Annotated in this window: 15 protein-coding genes; 5 read left to right on the forward strand and 10 right to left on the reverse strand. The window is 55.9% G+C overall.

Annotated elements, in window-relative coordinates; all coding sequences use genetic code 11:
• Window positions 1-4: 4 nt before the first annotated feature.
• The 3 genes from ubiE to udp all read right to left on the reverse strand — a co-directional run bounded on the left by ubiE (window position 5) and on the right by udp (window position 3,184).
• Window positions 5-760 (reverse strand): bifunctional demethylmenaquinone methyltransferase/2-methoxy-6-polyprenyl-1,4-benzoquinol methylase UbiE, encoded by a 756-nt coding sequence (gene ubiE, locus ACQG2G_RS21440; RefSeq protein ID WP_013099241.1) that lies wholly within the window; start codon window positions 758-760, stop codon window positions 5-7.
• Window positions 761-826: 66 nt separating this feature from the next.
• Window positions 827-2,284 carry a DNA recombination protein RmuC gene (rmuC, locus tag ACQG2G_RS21445; protein WP_348596045.1) on the reverse strand — a complete coding sequence of 486 codons (1,458 nt, stop codon included), beginning with the start codon at window positions 2,282-2,284 and terminating at the stop codon, window positions 827-829.
• A gap of 138 nt (window positions 2,285-2,422) precedes the next feature.
• Window positions 2,423-3,184, reverse strand: coding sequence for a uridine phosphorylase (gene udp, locus ACQG2G_RS21450; RefSeq protein ID WP_248766683.1), 762 nt, complete (start codon window positions 3,182-3,184; stop codon window positions 2,423-2,425).
• A 255-nt stretch (window positions 3,185-3,439) separates the two neighbouring features.
• Between udp and ACQG2G_RS21455 the strand changes: the two genes are divergently transcribed.
• Entirely contained in the window at window positions 3,440-4,246 is an 807-nt protein-coding gene (locus tag ACQG2G_RS21455; protein WP_348596048.1) for a dienelactone hydrolase family protein, read from the forward strand.
• A 59-nt stretch (window positions 4,247-4,305) separates the two neighbouring features.
• Here ACQG2G_RS21455 and metE read toward each other — a convergent pair whose 3' ends face one another.
• Window positions 4,306-6,567 carry a 5-methyltetrahydropteroyltriglutamate--homocysteine S-methyltransferase gene (gene metE, locus ACQG2G_RS21460; RefSeq protein ID WP_348596050.1) on the reverse strand — a complete coding sequence of 754 codons (2,262 nt, stop codon included), beginning with the start codon at window positions 6,565-6,567 and terminating at the stop codon, window positions 4,306-4,308.
• Window positions 6,568-6,682: 115 nt separating this feature from the next.
• Between metE and metR the strand changes: the two genes are divergently transcribed.
• Window positions 6,683-7,636 (forward strand): HTH-type transcriptional regulator MetR, encoded by a 954-nt coding sequence (metR, locus tag ACQG2G_RS21465; protein WP_013099245.1) that lies wholly within the window; start codon window positions 6,683-6,685, stop codon window positions 7,634-7,636.
• Here metR and ACQG2G_RS21470 read toward each other — a convergent pair.
• From ACQG2G_RS21470 to pldB, 3 genes are all read right to left on the reverse strand, one after another.
• On the reverse strand, window positions 7,524-8,423 hold the full coding sequence (locus tag ACQG2G_RS21470; RefSeq protein ID WP_348596052.1) for a carboxylate/amino acid/amine transporter: 900 nt from the start codon (window positions 8,421-8,423) through the stop codon (window positions 7,524-7,526). The two genes, metR and ACQG2G_RS21470, sit on opposite strands and share 113 nt — an antisense overlap.
• An 82-nt stretch (window positions 8,424-8,505) precedes the next feature.
• Window positions 8,506-9,306, reverse strand: a complete 801-nt coding sequence (yigL, locus tag ACQG2G_RS21475; protein WP_013099247.1) for a sugar/pyridoxal phosphate phosphatase YigL — start codon at window positions 9,304-9,306, stop codon at window positions 8,506-8,508.
• Window positions 9,307-9,331: 25 nt separating this feature from the next.
• Window positions 9,332-10,324, reverse strand: coding sequence for a lysophospholipase L2 (gene pldB / locus ACQG2G_RS21480; RefSeq protein WP_013099248.1), 993 nt, complete (start codon window positions 10,322-10,324; stop codon window positions 9,332-9,334).
• 111 nt (window positions 10,325-10,435) lie between these two features.
• Between pldB and rhtB the strand changes: the two genes are divergently transcribed.
• On the forward strand, window positions 10,436-11,056 hold the full coding sequence (rhtB, locus tag ACQG2G_RS21485; RefSeq protein ID WP_013099249.1) for a homoserine/homoserine lactone efflux protein: 621 nt from the start codon (window positions 10,436-10,438) through the stop codon (window positions 11,054-11,056).
• Here rhtB and rhtC read toward each other — a convergent pair.
• The 3 genes from rhtC to pldA all read right to left on the reverse strand — a co-directional run bounded on the left by rhtC (window position 11,053) and on the right by pldA (window position 14,524).
• The gene (gene rhtC, locus ACQG2G_RS21490; protein WP_014833703.1) at window positions 11,053-11,673 is read right to left on the reverse strand and encodes a threonine export protein RhtC; all 621 of its coding nucleotides are present in this window, start codon (window positions 11,671-11,673) and stop codon (window positions 11,053-11,055) included. The genes rhtB and rhtC overlap by 4 nt on opposite strands.
• Before the next feature lie 61 nt (window positions 11,674-11,734).
• Window positions 11,735-13,564: an ATP-dependent DNA helicase RecQ gene (gene recQ, locus ACQG2G_RS21495; protein ID WP_029883130.1), complete on the reverse strand. Its 1,830-nt coding sequence runs from the start codon at window positions 13,562-13,564 to the stop codon at window positions 11,735-11,737.
• 90 nt (window positions 13,565-13,654) lie between these two features.
• Window positions 13,655-14,524, reverse strand: a complete 870-nt coding sequence (gene pldA / locus ACQG2G_RS21500; protein ID WP_013099252.1) for a phospholipase A — start codon at window positions 14,522-14,524, stop codon at window positions 13,655-13,657.
• A 162-nt stretch (window positions 14,525-14,686) separates the two neighbouring features.
• Between pldA and yigI the strand changes: the two genes are divergently transcribed.
• A complete protein-coding gene (gene yigI / locus ACQG2G_RS21505; RefSeq protein ID WP_013099253.1) occupies window positions 14,687-15,154 on the forward strand; it encodes an acyl-CoA thioesterase YigI in 468 nt (155 codons plus the stop codon).
• Between the two features lie 51 nt (window positions 15,155-15,205).
• Window positions 15,206-16,102, forward strand: a complete 897-nt coding sequence (gene rarD, locus ACQG2G_RS21510) for an EamA family transporter RarD (RefSeq protein WP_029883129.1) — start codon at window positions 15,206-15,208, stop codon at window positions 16,100-16,102.
• Window positions 16,103-16,119: the final 17 nt, after the last annotated feature.

Raw genomic sequence — 16,119 nt, forward strand, 5'->3', positions numbered from 1 at the left:
CCACTCAGAACTTATAACCGCGATGCAGTGCGACGACACCCGCCGTCATGTTGAAATACTCAACGTTTTCAAACGCCGCATCCTGCATCATGGCCTTCAGGGTGTCCTGATCCGGGTGCATGCGAATGGATTCCGCCAGATAGCGGTAGCTTTCTGCGTCGTTTGCCACCAGCTCGCCAATACGCGGCAGAACATGGAATGAATAGGCGTCGTAGGCTTTGCTCAGTGGCTCGATAATCGGTTTGGAGAACTCAAGCACCAGCAGACGTCCGCCCGGCTTCAGCACGCGATACATTGAGCGCAGCGCTTTTTCTTTATCGGTGACGTTACGCAGGCCAAAAGAGATAGTGATGCAGTCAAAGGTATTGTCCGGGAACGGCAGCGCCTCGGCGTTTGCCTGCACATATTCCACATTCCCCACCACGCCGATGTTGCGCAGCTTCTCACGCCCCATTTTCAGCATGGAGTCGTTAATATCAGCCAGAACAACACGCCCGGTTTCACCCACCAGACGGGAGAATTTCGCGGTCAAATCGCCCGTGCCGCCGGCAAGGTCCAGTACCGTTTGTCCACGACGCACACCGCTACAGTCGATGGTGAAGCGCTTCCACAAGCGATGAATGCCGAATGACATCAAGTCATTCATCACATCGTACTTCGCCGCCACGGAATGAAATACGTGGGCCACCATGTCAGCTTTCTGCGCTTTGGCGACAGTCTGAAAGCCAAAGTGCGTTGTGTCTTGTGAATCGTCAACCATCTCAGAGCCTGCTTATCAGTAAAATGTTCGTGAAGTGTAACAGATTGGGCGCGTTTGCCCTACGTTTCAACCACCACGTGAGAAACGCGCCAGATGCGGGTCTGGCGATAACTCTGCCGCTAACTCGTTGTCTTCACTGTCTCTCTTTTGTCCATCAGCGCCTTCGCGCAGGCGAAACTCTTCGTCCTGTGCCGTGGCTTGCTCAACCAGTTCCGGATTAATCTCGCGTTTAACCTCCACCCCCAGGCCGCGGAAGGCTTCGGCTTGCGCCAGCAGATTGCCCCGCCCGGAGGCGAGTTTTTTCATCGCCTGGCGGTAGTTGTCCTGCGCGCGGTCCAGGCTTTGCCCGACCGAGGACATATCATCCACAAAGAGGCGCATTTTGTCGTACAGCTTGCTGGCGCGATCGGCAATCTGCTGCGCGTTGCGGCTCTGATGTTCATAGCGCCACAGGTTGGCAATGGTGCGTAACGCCACCAGCAGCGTGGTGGGGCTGACCAGCATAATGTTGTTTTTCAGCGCTTCAGTTATCAGTTCCGGCTGTCTGTCGAGTGCCAGCAGAAAAGCAGGCTCTACCGGGATAAACATCAGAACATAGTCAAGCGAGCGCAAACCCGGCAACTGCTGATAGTCTTTTCTGCCCAGCAGACGAATATGGTTCCGCACGGAGGCAATGTGCTCCTGCAACGCCGATTCGCGGGTGTAGTCATCCTCCGCGTTGAAGTAACGCTCATAGGCCACCAGCGTCATTTTGGCATCAATCACCACATCTTTACCCTGCGGCAGACGCACAATGACATCTGGCTGCATTCGCGAGCGGGCGTCGTTTTCTATGCTGACCTGGGTTTCGTATTCATACCCTTCGCGCAGTCCAGAGGCTTCCAGCACCCGCGTGAGGACGACTTCACCCCAGTTACCCTGCGTTTTGTTATCCCCTTTCAGGGCGCGGGTCAGGTTGACCGCTTCCTGCGCCATTTGTGCATTCAACTGCTGCAGATTACGAATTTCGTGTGCCAGGGTGTGCCGCTCGCGGGCCTCCTGACCAAAGCTGTCCTGCACCTGACGACGGAAACCGTCCAGTTGCTCACGCAGAGGCGTCAGGAGACTGTTCAGACTCTGGCGGTTTTGTTCGTCAACGCGGCGGTTGCTGTGCTCAAAAATGCGGTTCGCGAGATTCTCAAACTGTTCGCTGAGGCGCTGCTCGCTGTTCATCATCTGGCGGATTTTGTCTTCCGCATGCAGTTGAGTGGATTCCAGGCGGGTCGTGACTTCACGGAGATCGGCTTCCAGTGAGGTGTTGATATCACGCAGATTGCGCAGCTCGTTGTTGAGTAACTCGCACTCGTCTCGCCAGTGTTCACTCATCGCAAGTTGCTGTTTTGTAGCGCTTAACTCGGCGACTATCTCTTCACGCTCTGCCAGCTGCTCGGCCTTTTGCTGCGCGTGCTGATAGCTGGAAATCAGCCAGCCTATCGCCACGCCCGCGAGCGCAATCACCGCGTAAATCAGAATTGAGAGATCCACAATGCCCCCTGCATCAACGTATTACCGCACAAAATAAGATTGTGCTGTATAAACGTCCAGTTTGAAAGGGTTTTCCTGCGAGGCGCTACGCAAAAAATAAAGGCCGAACGTGTCGGCCTTTGATGTCAGAAGAGAGGATTAGATCAGACGACGGGCCGCTTCAACCACGATTTTTACCGCATGACTTTCGGTTTGTTTCATGGTTTCGGCGTTCGGGATTTCCTGCTGGGTACGGTTGACGATTACTCCCGCCACCATACCGGCACGCAGACCCTGGCTTGCGCACATGGTCAGCAGCGTTGCGGATTCCATTTCATAGTTCATCACGCCCATAGACTGCCACTCTTCCATAGAGCCTTTAAAACGGCTCACCACACGGCCAGAGAAGGTGTCGTAACGCTCCTGACCCGGGTAGAAGGTGTCCGACGAGGCGGTTACGCCCACGTGCGTGGCTGCGCCAACGGATTTCGCTGCTTCAACCAGCGCCGTTGTACATTCAAAATCGGCAACCGCCGGGAATTCCATTGGTGCAAAGTGCAGACTCGCCCCATCCAGACGCACGGACGCGGTAGTCACCAATACATCACCCACGTTGATATGCGGCTGGATCGCACCAGTCGTCCCGATACGCAGGAACGTCCGGATGCCCAGCTGCGCCAGTTCTTCAACGGCAATGGAGGTAGATGGGCCACCGATACCGGTAGAGCACACAATCACGGCCTTACCATCCAGCTCTGCACGCCAGGTGGTGAATTCACGATGGGCTGCCAGCTTAACCGGCTTATCCATCAGCGCGGCGATCTTTTCCACACGCTCAGGATCGCCCGGGACGATCGCGAGCGTAGCCCCTTGTAAATCGTTTTTGGTGAGGCCGAGATGAAAAACATCAGACTTAGACATAGGTGACTCCTCTGTGGGTCGGTTAGTCAGAAGAAGTAAAACGGTACTTTACAGAAGCAATACGCATAATTTCGTGACACATCTCACCATGAATGAAAATGATTGCAGTAGATTTCCATAAAAAAGTGATTTACATCACATTAACAAGTTATATCGTGGTGTGCTGCACAAAAGATAGACCGTTTAAGGCACTGTGGGTTGTTAACCTGGTGTCTATATTTACCTTTGCGCTAACTCATTGGTACGGAGAATGCCATGACTGAAAAAACCGGTTTTGCACCTGCTGCGGCTCCGCATGCCTCAACCATCGTCTCAACGCCTGAAGACGCCATTACGGCGGGAGAGACCTCCATTCCCTCGCAGGGGGAAAATATGCCTGCTTACCACGCGCGACCAGCATCGGCAGACGGTCCGCTGCCGATCGTGATTGTGGTTCAGGAAATTTTCGGCGTTCACGAACATATTCGCGACCTCTGCCGCCGACTGGCGCTGGAAGGTTTCCTGGCCGTTGCGCCAGAGCTCTATTTCCGTCAGGGCGATCCGAACGACTACAGCGATATCCCAACGCTTTTGAGCAACCTTGTCAGTAAAGTGCCGGATGCACAGGTGCTGGCCGATCTGGATCATGTTGCCAACTGGGCGGCGCGTAACGGCGGTGATGCGCATCGACTGATGATAACGGGGTTCTGCTGGGGGGGACGCATTAGCTGGCTGTATGCCGCGCACAATCCGCAGCTGAAAGCTGCCGTGGCCTGGTACGGTAAACTGGTGGGCGAAAAAACGCTGAACTCGCCAAAACATCCGGTTGATATCGCCACAGACTTAAATGCCCCGGTGCTGGGACTGTACGGTGGTCAGGACACGGGTATTCCGCTCGACACGGTAGAGACCATGCGCCATGCGCTACGCGCGGCGAATGCGAAGGCCGACATTGTCGTGTACCCGGATGCCGGACACGCGTTTAATGCCGATTATCGCCCGAGCTATCACGCGGAATCAGCCAAAGATGGCTGGCAGCGGATGCTGGCGTGGTTTAGCCAGTACGGCGGCAAGAAAGCGTAAACATACAAGCCCGGTGGCGGCGGTGCCTTACCGGGCTACATAATGGGATCGACTCTGTCTTAACCCTGACGCAAATTCTGCGCCGCTTTCACCATATTCGCCAGCGCCGCGCGGGTTTCAGGCCAGCCGCGGGTTTTCAGACCGCAGTCCGGGTTCACCCACAGGCGCTCTGCCGGAATGCGCTGGGCGGCTTTCTTCAGCAGGGCTTCGATCCACTCCACGCTCGGCACGTTCGGGGAGTGAATGTCATATACGCCCGGCCCGATTTCGTTCGGGTAATCGAACTCTTCGAATGACTCCAGCAGTTCCATATCTGAACGCGAGGTCTCGATGGTGATCACGTCGGCATCCAGTGCGGCAATGGAATCCATGATGTCGTTAAATTCGCAGTAACACATGTGGGTGTGGATCTGGGTGTCGTCCTTCGCCACTGCGGCATTGATGCGGAACGCTTCCACACCCCACTGCAGGTAGGCGTCCCAGTCGCTGCGACGCAGCGGTAATCCCTCGCGCAGGGCCGGTTCGTCAATCTGGATGATGCCAATGCCCGCAGCTTCCAGATCCGCCACTTCATCGCGCAGCGCCAGCGCAATTTGCTTCGCGATGGTTTCACGGGTCACGTCCTCACGCGGGAAGGACCAGCAAAGAATGGTCACCGGACCGGTCAACATGCCTTTTACCGGCTTGTCGGTCAGGGACTGGGCATATTTAGCCCATTCGACGGTGATCGGGTGCGGACGGCTGACGTCACCGATCACCACCGGTGGTTTTACACAGCGGGAACCATAGCTCTGTACCCAGCCGTTTTGGGTAAAGACGAAACCGTCCAGATGTTCACCGAAGTACTCCACCATGTCGTTACGCTCTGCCTCCCCGTGAACCAGCACGTCCAGGCCTAAGCGCTCCTGCTCCACAATCGCCTGTTTGATATGTTCCGCGATGCCGGTGCGGTAGTTGGCCGCATCAAGGTTGCCCTTTTTGAAGTCCAGGCGCAGGCCGCGGATCTCGGTAGTTTGCGGGAAGGAACCGATGGTGGTGGTTGGCCACGCAGGCAAGTTGAAACGGGCGCGCTGGGCTTCTGCACGCACTTCATAGGGGCTTTGACGCTGGCTGTCCTGCGCGGTGATAGCCGCCAGACGTTTTTCCACCGCCGGGTTGTGAACGCGAGACGAATGACGACGGGCCTGAATCGGAGCGCTCCATTCGGTAATCGCCGCCGTGTCACCGCTGTTCAGGGCGTCACGCAGCAGAGTCAGCTCTTCACATTTCTGCAAGGCAAAGGCAAACCAGCTTTTCACTTCCGCATCCAGGCGGGTTTCAACGCTGAGATCGATAGGGCTGTGCAGCAGTGAACACGAAGAGGCCACCCATAGCTCACGTTTGCCGACGATGTCCTTAATCTGAGCATATTTTTCTGTCAGATCGGCGCGCCAGACGTTACGACCGTTCACCAGCCCGGCAGAGAGCAGCCACTCCGCTGGCAGGCGCTTGTGCAGTTCTGCAACATCATCTTTTCCATGCACCAGGTCAACGTGCAGGCCCTGCACTGGCAATTTGGTGATGGTGCCGAGGTTCGGTGTCACACCTTCAAAGTAGGTGGTAAGCAGCAGCTTTACCTGCCCGGTCAGTGCATCGTAAGCCGGTTTGAAGGCATCGAGCCACGCTTGCGGCAGTTCGAGCACCAGCGCCGGTTCGTCGATTTGCACCCACTGAATACCGCGTTTGCCCAGCTCAATCAGCACCTGTTTGTAGACCGGCAGGATATCCTTCAGCAGGCTCAGACGCTCGAACGGCTCGCCTTTGACTTTCCCTAACCACAGGTAGGTCACTGGCCCCAGCAGCACCGGTTTCACCTGGTGCCCCAGCGCCAGCGCTTCGTCCACTTCATCCAGCAACTGGGTCCAGGTCAGTTTGAACTGCTGACCTTTAACAAACTCCGGCACCATATAGTGATAGTTGGTGTTAAACCACTTGGTCATTTCCGCCGCTGCCGCTGGCTCACCGGTTGGCGCACGGCCACGGCCGATGCGGAACAGCGTGTCGATATCTACCGATCCATCGTTGTTCTGATGACGAGCCGGGACATTGCCAAGCAGCAGGCTGGTCGTCAGAACATGGTCGTACCAGGCGAAATCGCCCACCGGCAGCAGGTCTACGCCCGCCTGTTTTTGCTGCTCCCAGTGGCGGGCACGCAGTTCGCGGCCCACTGCCAGCAGCTCTTCACGCGTGGTGTTTCCTGCCCAGTAGCTTTCTTGTGCTTTTTTTAGCTCGCGACGCAGGCCAACGCGAGGGAAACCGAGAGTGTGATTGCGGATTGTCATGTCATGCCCCTTGTGAAATTCGTTATTTAGACGTCCAGATGTTTACACATCTATAATTGGCAGGTACTGTATATTCCTCAAGCGCAAAATGTTCATGGCGAAGTGAAGGACTTTCATGATCGAGATAAAACACCTGAAAACGCTACAAGCGTTGCGAAACTGCGGTTCTCTCGCGGCGGCGGCGGCCTCACTGCACCAGACTCAGTCCGCCCTTTCTCACCAGTTCAGCGATCTGGAACAACGTCTCGGCTTTCGTCTTTTTGTGCGTAAGAGCCAGCCGCTGCGCTTTACCCCCCAGGGCGAGATCCTCCTGCAGCTGGCAAATCAGGTGCTGCCGCAGATTGCCAGCGCGCTTCAGTCCTGCAATGAGCCGCAGCAAACTAAATTGCGTATCGCCATTGAGTGCCACAGCTGTATTCAGTGGCTGACCCCCGCGCTTGAGAACTTCCGCCAGAAGTGGCCGCAGGTAGAAATGGACTTTACCTCCGGCGTGACGTTTGACCCGCAGCCGTCACTCCAGCAGGGCGAGCTGGATCTGGTGATGACGTCAGACATTCTGCCGCGTAGCGGCCTGCATTATTCGCCAATGTTCGATTATGAGGTGCGTCTGGTGCTGGCACCGGATCATCCGCTGGCCAGCAAGACGCGTATCACCCCGGAAGACCTGGCGACTGAAACGCTGCTGATATATCCGGTGCAGCGCAGTCGCCTGGATATCTGGCGCCATTTCCTGCAGCCGGCGGGCATCAGCCCACAGCTGAAAAGCGTGGATAATACGTTGCTGTTGATTCAGATGGTTGCCGCCAGAATGGGCATCGCGGCGCTGCCGCACTGGGTGGTAGAGAGTTTTGAACGCCAGGGCCTGGTGGTCACCAAAACCCTGGGAGAAGGACTGTGGAGCCGGCTGTACGCCGCCGTGCGCGATGGCGAGCAGCGTCAGCCGATCACGGAAGCGTTTATTCGCTCAACGCGGAACCACGCGTGCGACCATCTTCCGTTTGTGCGGAGCGCGGAGCGACCCAACGGCGATGTACCCACAGCGAAGCCAGGATCACCGCTCCCCCAATAAGGAAACTCGGCCAGTGGGGCTGTTGCTGCCAGATAGCAAGGTTTACCAGTAGCCCCGCGGGCACATGCACGTTGTTCATAATGCCCAGCGTACCGGCGTCTACCTGAGTTGCGCCATAGTTCCACATGAAGTACCCCAGTCCCGAGGCCACCACACCCAGCCAGACCAGAATGCCCCACTGCACGGTGGTGGTAGGTAATTTTTGCGGGTTACCCAACATAAACCAGGCTGCGACCGCGACCACCGCCGCCCCCATATAGAACCAGGCAAACGCGTTGTGCTGTGGCATCGGGCGGGTTTCCATCAGGCGCTTGTAGCCCACCATACCAATAGCGAAGCTGATGTTTGCTAACTGCACGAACATCAGGCCGGTCCATAAGTGATCGCTCACTTTATCGTAGCGAATAATCGCCGCGCCAATCACCGCCAGCGCTGCGCTCAACAGATAGCCCCAACGCAGACGACGCCTGCTGAGCAGGTCGTAAATCAGCGTGATATAGAGCGGCGTCAGCACTGTAAAGAGCAGAAACTCCGAGACAGACAAGTAGATATACGCCCGAAAGCTGAACAGATACATGATGCCGAGCTGCATCGCTCCCACCAGCATATACAGCAAAACGGTTTGCAGGGATTGTCCGCGCGTACGCAAAAAGGGCAGGAACACCAGCGCCGCCAGCCCCACGCGCATCAGCACCGAGAAATAGCTGTCGACCGATCCGGCAAGGTATTCGCCAATCAGGCTAAAGGAGAAGGCCCACAGGATAGTGGTGATAATGAGTAGCGCCACAATGCTTGTCTCTCAGAAAGAAGGAGAGGCATTGTAGCGAACTCTTTAGTTGACAACTGAGCAATAAACAACCAAATGAAGATTATTCAAGGAACAGCTTGCGCAGATATTTTGGTACCGCATTGTCTGCGTTGGTGCCGATCACTTCCAGCTCCGGGTGCAGGTCTTTCAGGCGCTGGTGCGCGTTCTGCATGATGCAGCCTTTACCCGCCATCGAGAGCATCTCAGCATCGTTCATGCCATCACCAAAGGCGATACAGTCTTTCAGCTCAAAGCCCATGCGTTTGGCCACCGCTTCCAGAGCGTGCCCCTTGGAAACGCCACCCGCCATCACTTCCAGGCAGGTCAGCGTGGAGAAGCTTACATTGACGCGATCGCCCCATCGGGCGTTGATCGCCTGCTCCAGCGGCAGCAGTTCTTCGTGACTTTCGCAGGTAAAGAAGACTTTGCTGATCCCTTCCGGCTCGAGCAGACCTGGCTCATACAGGGAGTAGTTAAACACCGCTTCTTTGAAGAAGCGCATCTCTTCCGGGCGGTGGCGGTTCATGAACCAGTCATCGTCGCGGTAAACGTTCGTGACGATAGCCGGATTATTGTGCACCACACCGAACAGATCGGCGGCAATATCGCGATCCAGGTTGTGGGTAAAGATCAGATTGCCATCGGTGTCGTGAACGCGCGCACCGTTGGAGGTGATCATGTACGATTTAATCTCAAGATTATCGCGGATCTGCCCTACATCCACGTGGTGGCGCCCGGTGGCAAACACAAAGTGCACGCCACGGGCAGTCAGCAGCTTTAAGGTCTCTTTCGCGTACGGCGACAGGGTGTGGTCGGGGGAAAGCAGCGTGCCATCTAAATCAGATGCAACAACCTGGTACATAGGAAAATTTAACCTCAATAGAAAATCAGTTATGCCGGTCGAAAAACTCGACGATGGCGTTAAGCGCGACTGAGCGCATAGCGTCCTTTTCAAAAAGGATCTCATGGTACGCGCCGTTGATGACCAGCGGTTTACCCCCTTCACAAGGGTGACCGGCGGCAGCGCGCAGTTCACAAAAACGGTCATGCATGCGGTTATCCACCACACGCTCTTCTTCAGCCTGAATCAGGAGTGTCGGCGTGTCATCATCACCAACACCCGCCAGAACCTGCTCCCCTGCATGTATCCCCTCCCGCACCCAGTGCCAGGTGGGGCCGCCAACGCGCAAGCGAGGCTCATCGGCATAGAAGCGCAGGTTGCGGCGATAACGCTGACGGCTATGGGTTAAGACGTTGAGGGCAAACGGCAAAGCCCGCCAGCGCCCTGTTCCGATGGCGTAACCTTCACGTATGCGCTGATGGCCCTCAGCCCAGTCGAGAAGATGGCGCACCATCCAGTCCGGAAAACGTATCACAATGCCATACATCGGCGCGGTCAGCGCAATGGCATCGCACTGGTGATCGTAGCGCTGCAAAAAGAGCGTAGAGATCGCGCCGCCCATGGAGTGCGCAAGAATATAGCGCTTACGCCACGGGCCGGGCTGCACTTCCTGCTGCCAGAAGGCGGCAAGATCGTCGACATAATCACTGAAGTTATCTACATGGCCGCGATGGGTATCTGGCAACATTCGACCAGAAAGCCCCTGCCCGCGATGGTCGATAATTAACACGTCAAAACCCAGATGGAACAGGTCGTACGCCAGCTCGGCATATTTTATGTAGCTTTCGATACGCCCGGGGCAGACCACAATCACCCGGTCATTTTTTTCATCACGGAAACGAACAAAGCGCACCGGGATATTCCCGACGCCCGTAAACTCATCTTCCTCACGCTGACGCCAGAAATCGGTCAGCGGCCCCATGGAGAAAGCAGCAAATGCGTTTTCTCGTGTTTCCCAGTCCTTTTTCTGCTGCAACATCGGGTTTCCACCCCCCGTCATTCAGGGAATATCGTTTTTTTCGTAACTGGTCACAAAATGACTCAACAATAGCGTATTGTGGCATAAAAACAGACGATTCGGGAGTTTCAAATGACCTTCGAGTGGTGGTTCGCTTACCTGCTGACATCCATCATCCTCAGCCTGTCACCGGGTTCGGGGGCAATTAATACCATGACAACCTCCATCAACCACGGTTATCGCGGGGCGGCAGCATCCATTGCCGGTTTGCAAACCGGACTGGGGATTCACATTGTGCTGGTGGGCGTGGGTTTAGGGACGCTCTTCTCCCGCTCGGTGCTGGCATTTGAAGTGCTGAAATGGGCCGGTGCGGCGTATCTGATTTGGCTCGGCATTCAGCAGTGGCGCGCAGCAGGCTCAATTGACCTCAACACTCTTGCGCGGACGCAAACGCGCGGTCGCCTGTTTAAGCGGGCGGTGTTTGTGAATCTGACCAACCCAAAAAGCATCGTTTTTCTGGCTGCCCTGTTCCCGCAGTTTATCGTCCCGCATCAGCCGCAGGTCATGCAGTACGTAGTCCTGGGCGTGACCACCATTGTTGTCGATATTATTGTGATGATTGGCTACGCGACGCTGGCGCAGCGGATTGCAGCATGGATTAAAGGGCCTAAGCAAATGAAGGCCCTGAACAAAGTGTTTGGTTCGCTGTTTATGCTGGTTGGCGCGCTGCTTGCGTCAGCGCGTCATGCTTAGCGAGAGATAATAAGGTGAATACCAAAGCCGGCGAACAGCGCGCCGGCGAAGCCGTCAATCCACTTCGCGATGCGCTGATAGCCACGGCGCATCGCCGGTAAGGCAAACAGGCTGGCAACAACGGTGAACCACGCAAACGTCTCAACCACAATCAGCAGGAAGATACCCCAGCGTGCACCCGCGCCCACGCTGTCGCCCACGAACAGGGAGAAGACGGAACCGAAATAGATAATCGCTTTCGGGTTCGCCAGGTTGGTCAGCAGCCCTTTAACAAAGCTACGGCCGCCCGTTGCCAGCTCAACTTTTGGCTCTTGCGGTTTTTTCTCTTCTTTCTTCAGCGCCCCGCGCAGCATCTGGTAGCCCATCCAGCACAGGTACAGACCGCCACCAACCATGATGATGTTATGTAGCCACGCCATCTTCGCCAGGATGAGGTTCAGGCCAAGCAGCGCCACGGCTGCCCAGACCATAACACCCATAGTGATACCCAACACCCCCATCATTGCTTCTTTGCGGGAGCGGCTGACGGCGGTTTGTGACACGAAGAAAAAGTCAGGGCCCGGGCTCATCAGCGCAACAATGTGCACCAACGCCACGGTAAGAAATAGCATTAACATAATTCGCTCGCGGGGAAATAATTCAGTGAGTCATCATCCTGGCACTTTTTTGCGCGGCTGACTATTCCTCATCATCACCATCGACATGTGAACGGATGAGCGCCATGAATTCTTTACCAAAGCGCTCCAGCTTGCGCGTGCCCACGCCGTTGACGCTGAGCATTTCGCTGGCGCTGAGCGGCATCTGCTCGGCCATCTCGATCAGCGTCGCGTCGTTGAAGACCACATATGGTGGAATGTTCTCTTCATCGGCAATCGCTTTACGCAGCTTGCGCAGTTTGGCAAACAGCTTGCGGTCGTAGTTGCCGCCGTAGGATTTCTGCATCACCCGCGGTTTCAGGGCCACTACGCGCGGCACGGCGAGCTTGAGTTCAACATCCCCACGCAGCACCGGGCGCGCGGCTTCGGTGAGCTGAAGCGCGGAGTGCTGGGCAATGTTCTGTGTGGCAAAACCGAGGTGAATCAACTGACGAATAATGCTGACCCAATGCTCGTGGCTCTGGTCTTTGCCAATACCGTAGACAGGCAGCTTATCGTGGCCCATGTCGCGGATACGCTGGTTATTGGCGCCGCGCAGCACTTCCACCACGTAGCCCATTCCGAAGCGCTGATTAACACGGTAAATGGTCGAAAGCGCCTTACGCGCGTCCATCAGGCCATCGTACTGCTTTGGCGGGTCGAGACAAATATCGCAGTTACCGCACGGCTCCTGACGCCCTTCACCAAAGTAGTTGAGCAGCACCAGACGACGGCAGGTCTGCGCTTCCGCAAACGCGCCCATGGCGTTGAGTTTGTGACGCTCGATATCCTGCAACTGTCCCTGCGGTTTCTCCTCCAGGCAGCGGCGCAGCCACGCCATATCGGCCGGATCGTAAAACAGCATCGCTTCCGCAGGCAGGCCATCACGGCCGGCGCGGCCGGTTTCCTGGTAGTAGGATTCGATATTTCGCGGAATGTCGAAGTGCACCACAAAGCGGACGTTGGGCTTGTTAATGCCCATGCCGAATGCCACCGTCGCCACCACAATCTGCAGGTCATCACGCTGGAATTTTTCCTGCACGTCGGCGCGGATGTGGTTTTCTAACCCGGCATGATAGGCCGCCGCGCTAAAGCCGCGGTTTTGCAGACGCGCAGCGGTGTCTTCCACCTTCGCGCGGCTGTTGCAGTAGATGATGCCTGACTTGCCGCGCTGCTCCTGCACATAGCGCAGAAGCTGATCCAGCGGCTTGAATTTTTCCATCAGCATATAGCGGATGTTCGGGCGATCGAAGCTGCTGACCTGGATCAGCGGGTCGTTCAGCCCCAGCAGGCGGACGATATCCAGCCGCGTGGTGTCATCTGCCGTGGCGGTCAGCGCCATAAACGGCAGTTCAGGGAAGCGCTGACGCAGTTGACCAAGTGCCGCATATTCCGGGCGGAAATCGTGACCCCACTGCGAGATACAGTGTGCTTCATCAACGGCCAGCAGAACGGGATTCCAGTGCGCCAGATGGTCGAGGAAGTTATCCAGCATCAGACGTTCTGGTGCGATATACAGCAAGCGAACCTGTCCGGTACGGCACCCGGCCATCACCTCTTGCTGCTGCTCGCGGGTTTGCGTGGAGTTAAGACAGGCCGCCGCCACGCCGTTGGCGAGCAGCTGGTCAACCTGGTCTTTCATCAGAGAAATCAGCGGCGATACCACGACCGTAAGGCCATTAAGTACCAGCGCGGGCACCTGATAGCAGAGCGATTTACCGCCACCGGTCGGCATTACCACCAGGCAATCACGGCCTTCCAGCACGGTTTCAATGATGGTTTCCTGGCCAGGACGGAACTGCTGGTAGCCAAAGGTTTCATGCAAAACCTGTTTAGCCAGCGACTCCTGATTCAATACTTCCGCCTGCGCCACGTTAACCCCATATGCCAGAAATGAAACAGGCGCTATTTTCAGCGCCTGAGAGAGAAACTTCAACGTTTAACGCAAAAACATTCGAGCGTCTTAGAAAATATCGTTCAGCATCACGCCGACACCCACGCGGGTCTGATTGAAGTTGTAATCGATGAGCGACTCGCCGTAACCGCTGTAGACCTGCGTATAGATGCGCACGTGTTTGGTCATCGGGTAGCTTAAGCCCACTTCTGCGCCGCCGTAACCGGTGTTCCAGTTGTACTGGCCCCTGGCGCTCAGCACCGCATCACCCAGCTGATAGCCAATCCTGAGCTGATAGTAGCCCATATATTTGGTGATATCCGGGTTGTCATCGGTGCTGCCCACCACGTACCACGGCTTCACTTCCACCATCATATTACCGTTTTGCGCCATCAGGCGCGTATAGGCGCGGTTCCAGCTACGTGAGGTTGGATCGGAACGGCCGTTGGAGTCATGGTTGAAGCCCACTTCAACGTCACGCAATGTCCAGCCTGCAAACTCATAATCCGTGGCGAACCCCAGGAACAGCTGGGGCTCATAGTTGGTTTCACGGAACGGTGAAGATTCACCGCTGTTGGAAAGCTGCCACCAGGATTTCTGGGTATAAGATGCACCGAGAACCGAATTCGGCCCCAGAATGCCGCGCCAGAACGGAAACGCGAGGCTGAGCTGATATTTCACCTCATCTTTGCGCGCATTCTCAGCCCAGTCATAGGAGCGAATCGCCTCTTTGTTGAGATCGCTGGTCCAGGTATAGAGCACATAGTTGGTGTCGTACGGGTAGAGCGTGAAGGGATTATCATGCTCCTGCAGCAGGTTAGCGATAATGCTACCGCGAACTGCTGGCGTATCATGCACCTCTTTGACTGTCGCTTCCTGCGCATAGGCTGTGAGGGGCAGCGCAACCGCTGCCAGTAACCCTGCCAGATACGTCCGCATCGGTGGTGTTCTCCTGCAAAATGTTAAATGATCTGAATCGTTATATGGCGCACATTCTACAGACTTCTGCAGCAACTGCTGCATCCTCGTTTCTGAAAGTGGCATTCTTGCCTGTCCGGGCATAAAATCAACATTTTATTAACATTAAGGATGTGATGTCTCATGTCAGCCATGCTAACCGCCGAAGAAGCGTTAAAACTCGTGGGCGAGATTTTTGTTTACCATATGCCGTTTAACCGCGCGCTGGGACTGGAGCTGGAGCGTTACGAAAAAGACTTTGCCCAGCTCAGCTTTAACAACCAGCCGATGATGGTAGGCAACTGGGCACAGAGCATTTTACATGGCGGAGTGATTGCCTCCGCGCTGGACGTGGCTGCAGGGCTGGTATGTGTTGGCAGCACCCTGACGCGCCATGACACCATCAACGAAGACGAGCTGCGTCAGCGCTTATCCCGCATGGGTACCATCGATTTACGCGTCGATTATCTGCGTCCCGGGCGCGGAAACCGCTTCACCTGCAGCAGCAGCCTGCTCCGTGCGGGTAATAAGGTCGCCGTGGCGCGTGTTGAACTGCATAACGAAGAACAACTTTATATCGCCAGCGCAACCGCCACTTATATGGTGGGTTGAAGTTGAAAAATCGGGTAAAGTTAATTCACTTTTTTGTCACGGATTTTCCCGATGGATGCTAAACAGACGCGGCAGGGCGTGTTACTCGCCCTTGCCGCTTATTTTATTTGGGGTGTCGCACCCGCCTACTTTAAATTTATCGCTTACGTACCGGCTGATGAGATCCTCACTCACCGCGTCATCTGGTCCTTCTTCTTCATGATCGCGCTGATGAGCGTTAGTCGTCAGTGGTCTGGCGTCAAAACGCTGCTACAAACCCCGAAGAAGATCTTCCTGCTGGCACTCTCGGCAGTACTGATTGGCGGAAACTGGCTGCTGTTTATCTGGGCGGTGAATAACCATCACATGCTCGAAGCGAGTCTGGGCTACTTTATTAACCCGCTGGTGAATATTGTGCTGGGGATGATTTTCCTCGGCGAGCGCTTCCGCCGGATGCAGTGGCTGGCGGTGATCCTCGCCTTCTGCGGCGTGCTGGTTCAGCTGTGGACCTTCGGTTCACTGCCTGTTATTGCGCTGGGGCTGGCATTCAGCTTTGCGTTCTACGGGCTGGTGCGTAAGAAGATTGCCGTGGAAGCGCAAACCGGCATGCTGTTTGAAACCCTGTGGCTGTTGCCGGTGGCCGCTATCTATCTGTTCGGCATTGCCGACAGCCCGACCAGCCACATGGGCAGCAACCCGTGGTCCCTGAATGTCATGCTGATGGCCGCAGGCGTGGTGACGACCATCCCACTGCTCTGCTTTACCGGTGCGGCAACACGCCTGCGTCTGTCCACGCTGGGCTTTTTCCAGTACATCGGCCCAACGCTGATGTTCCTGCTGGCGGTGGTGTTTTACGGCGAAGTGCCGGGTGCGGATAAGATGGTGACGTTCGCGTTTATCTGGGTGGCGCTGGCGATTTTTGTCGCCGATGCGATTTATACCCAGCGCCGGGTGCGTAAAGGGCTGTGATTTTCCCCCTCCCGGTG

Source organism: Enterobacter cloacae complex sp. 382A5 (assembly GCF_050031095.1).
Classification (GTDB): Bacteria; Pseudomonadota; Gammaproteobacteria; order Enterobacterales; family Enterobacteriaceae; genus Enterobacter; species Enterobacter cloacae.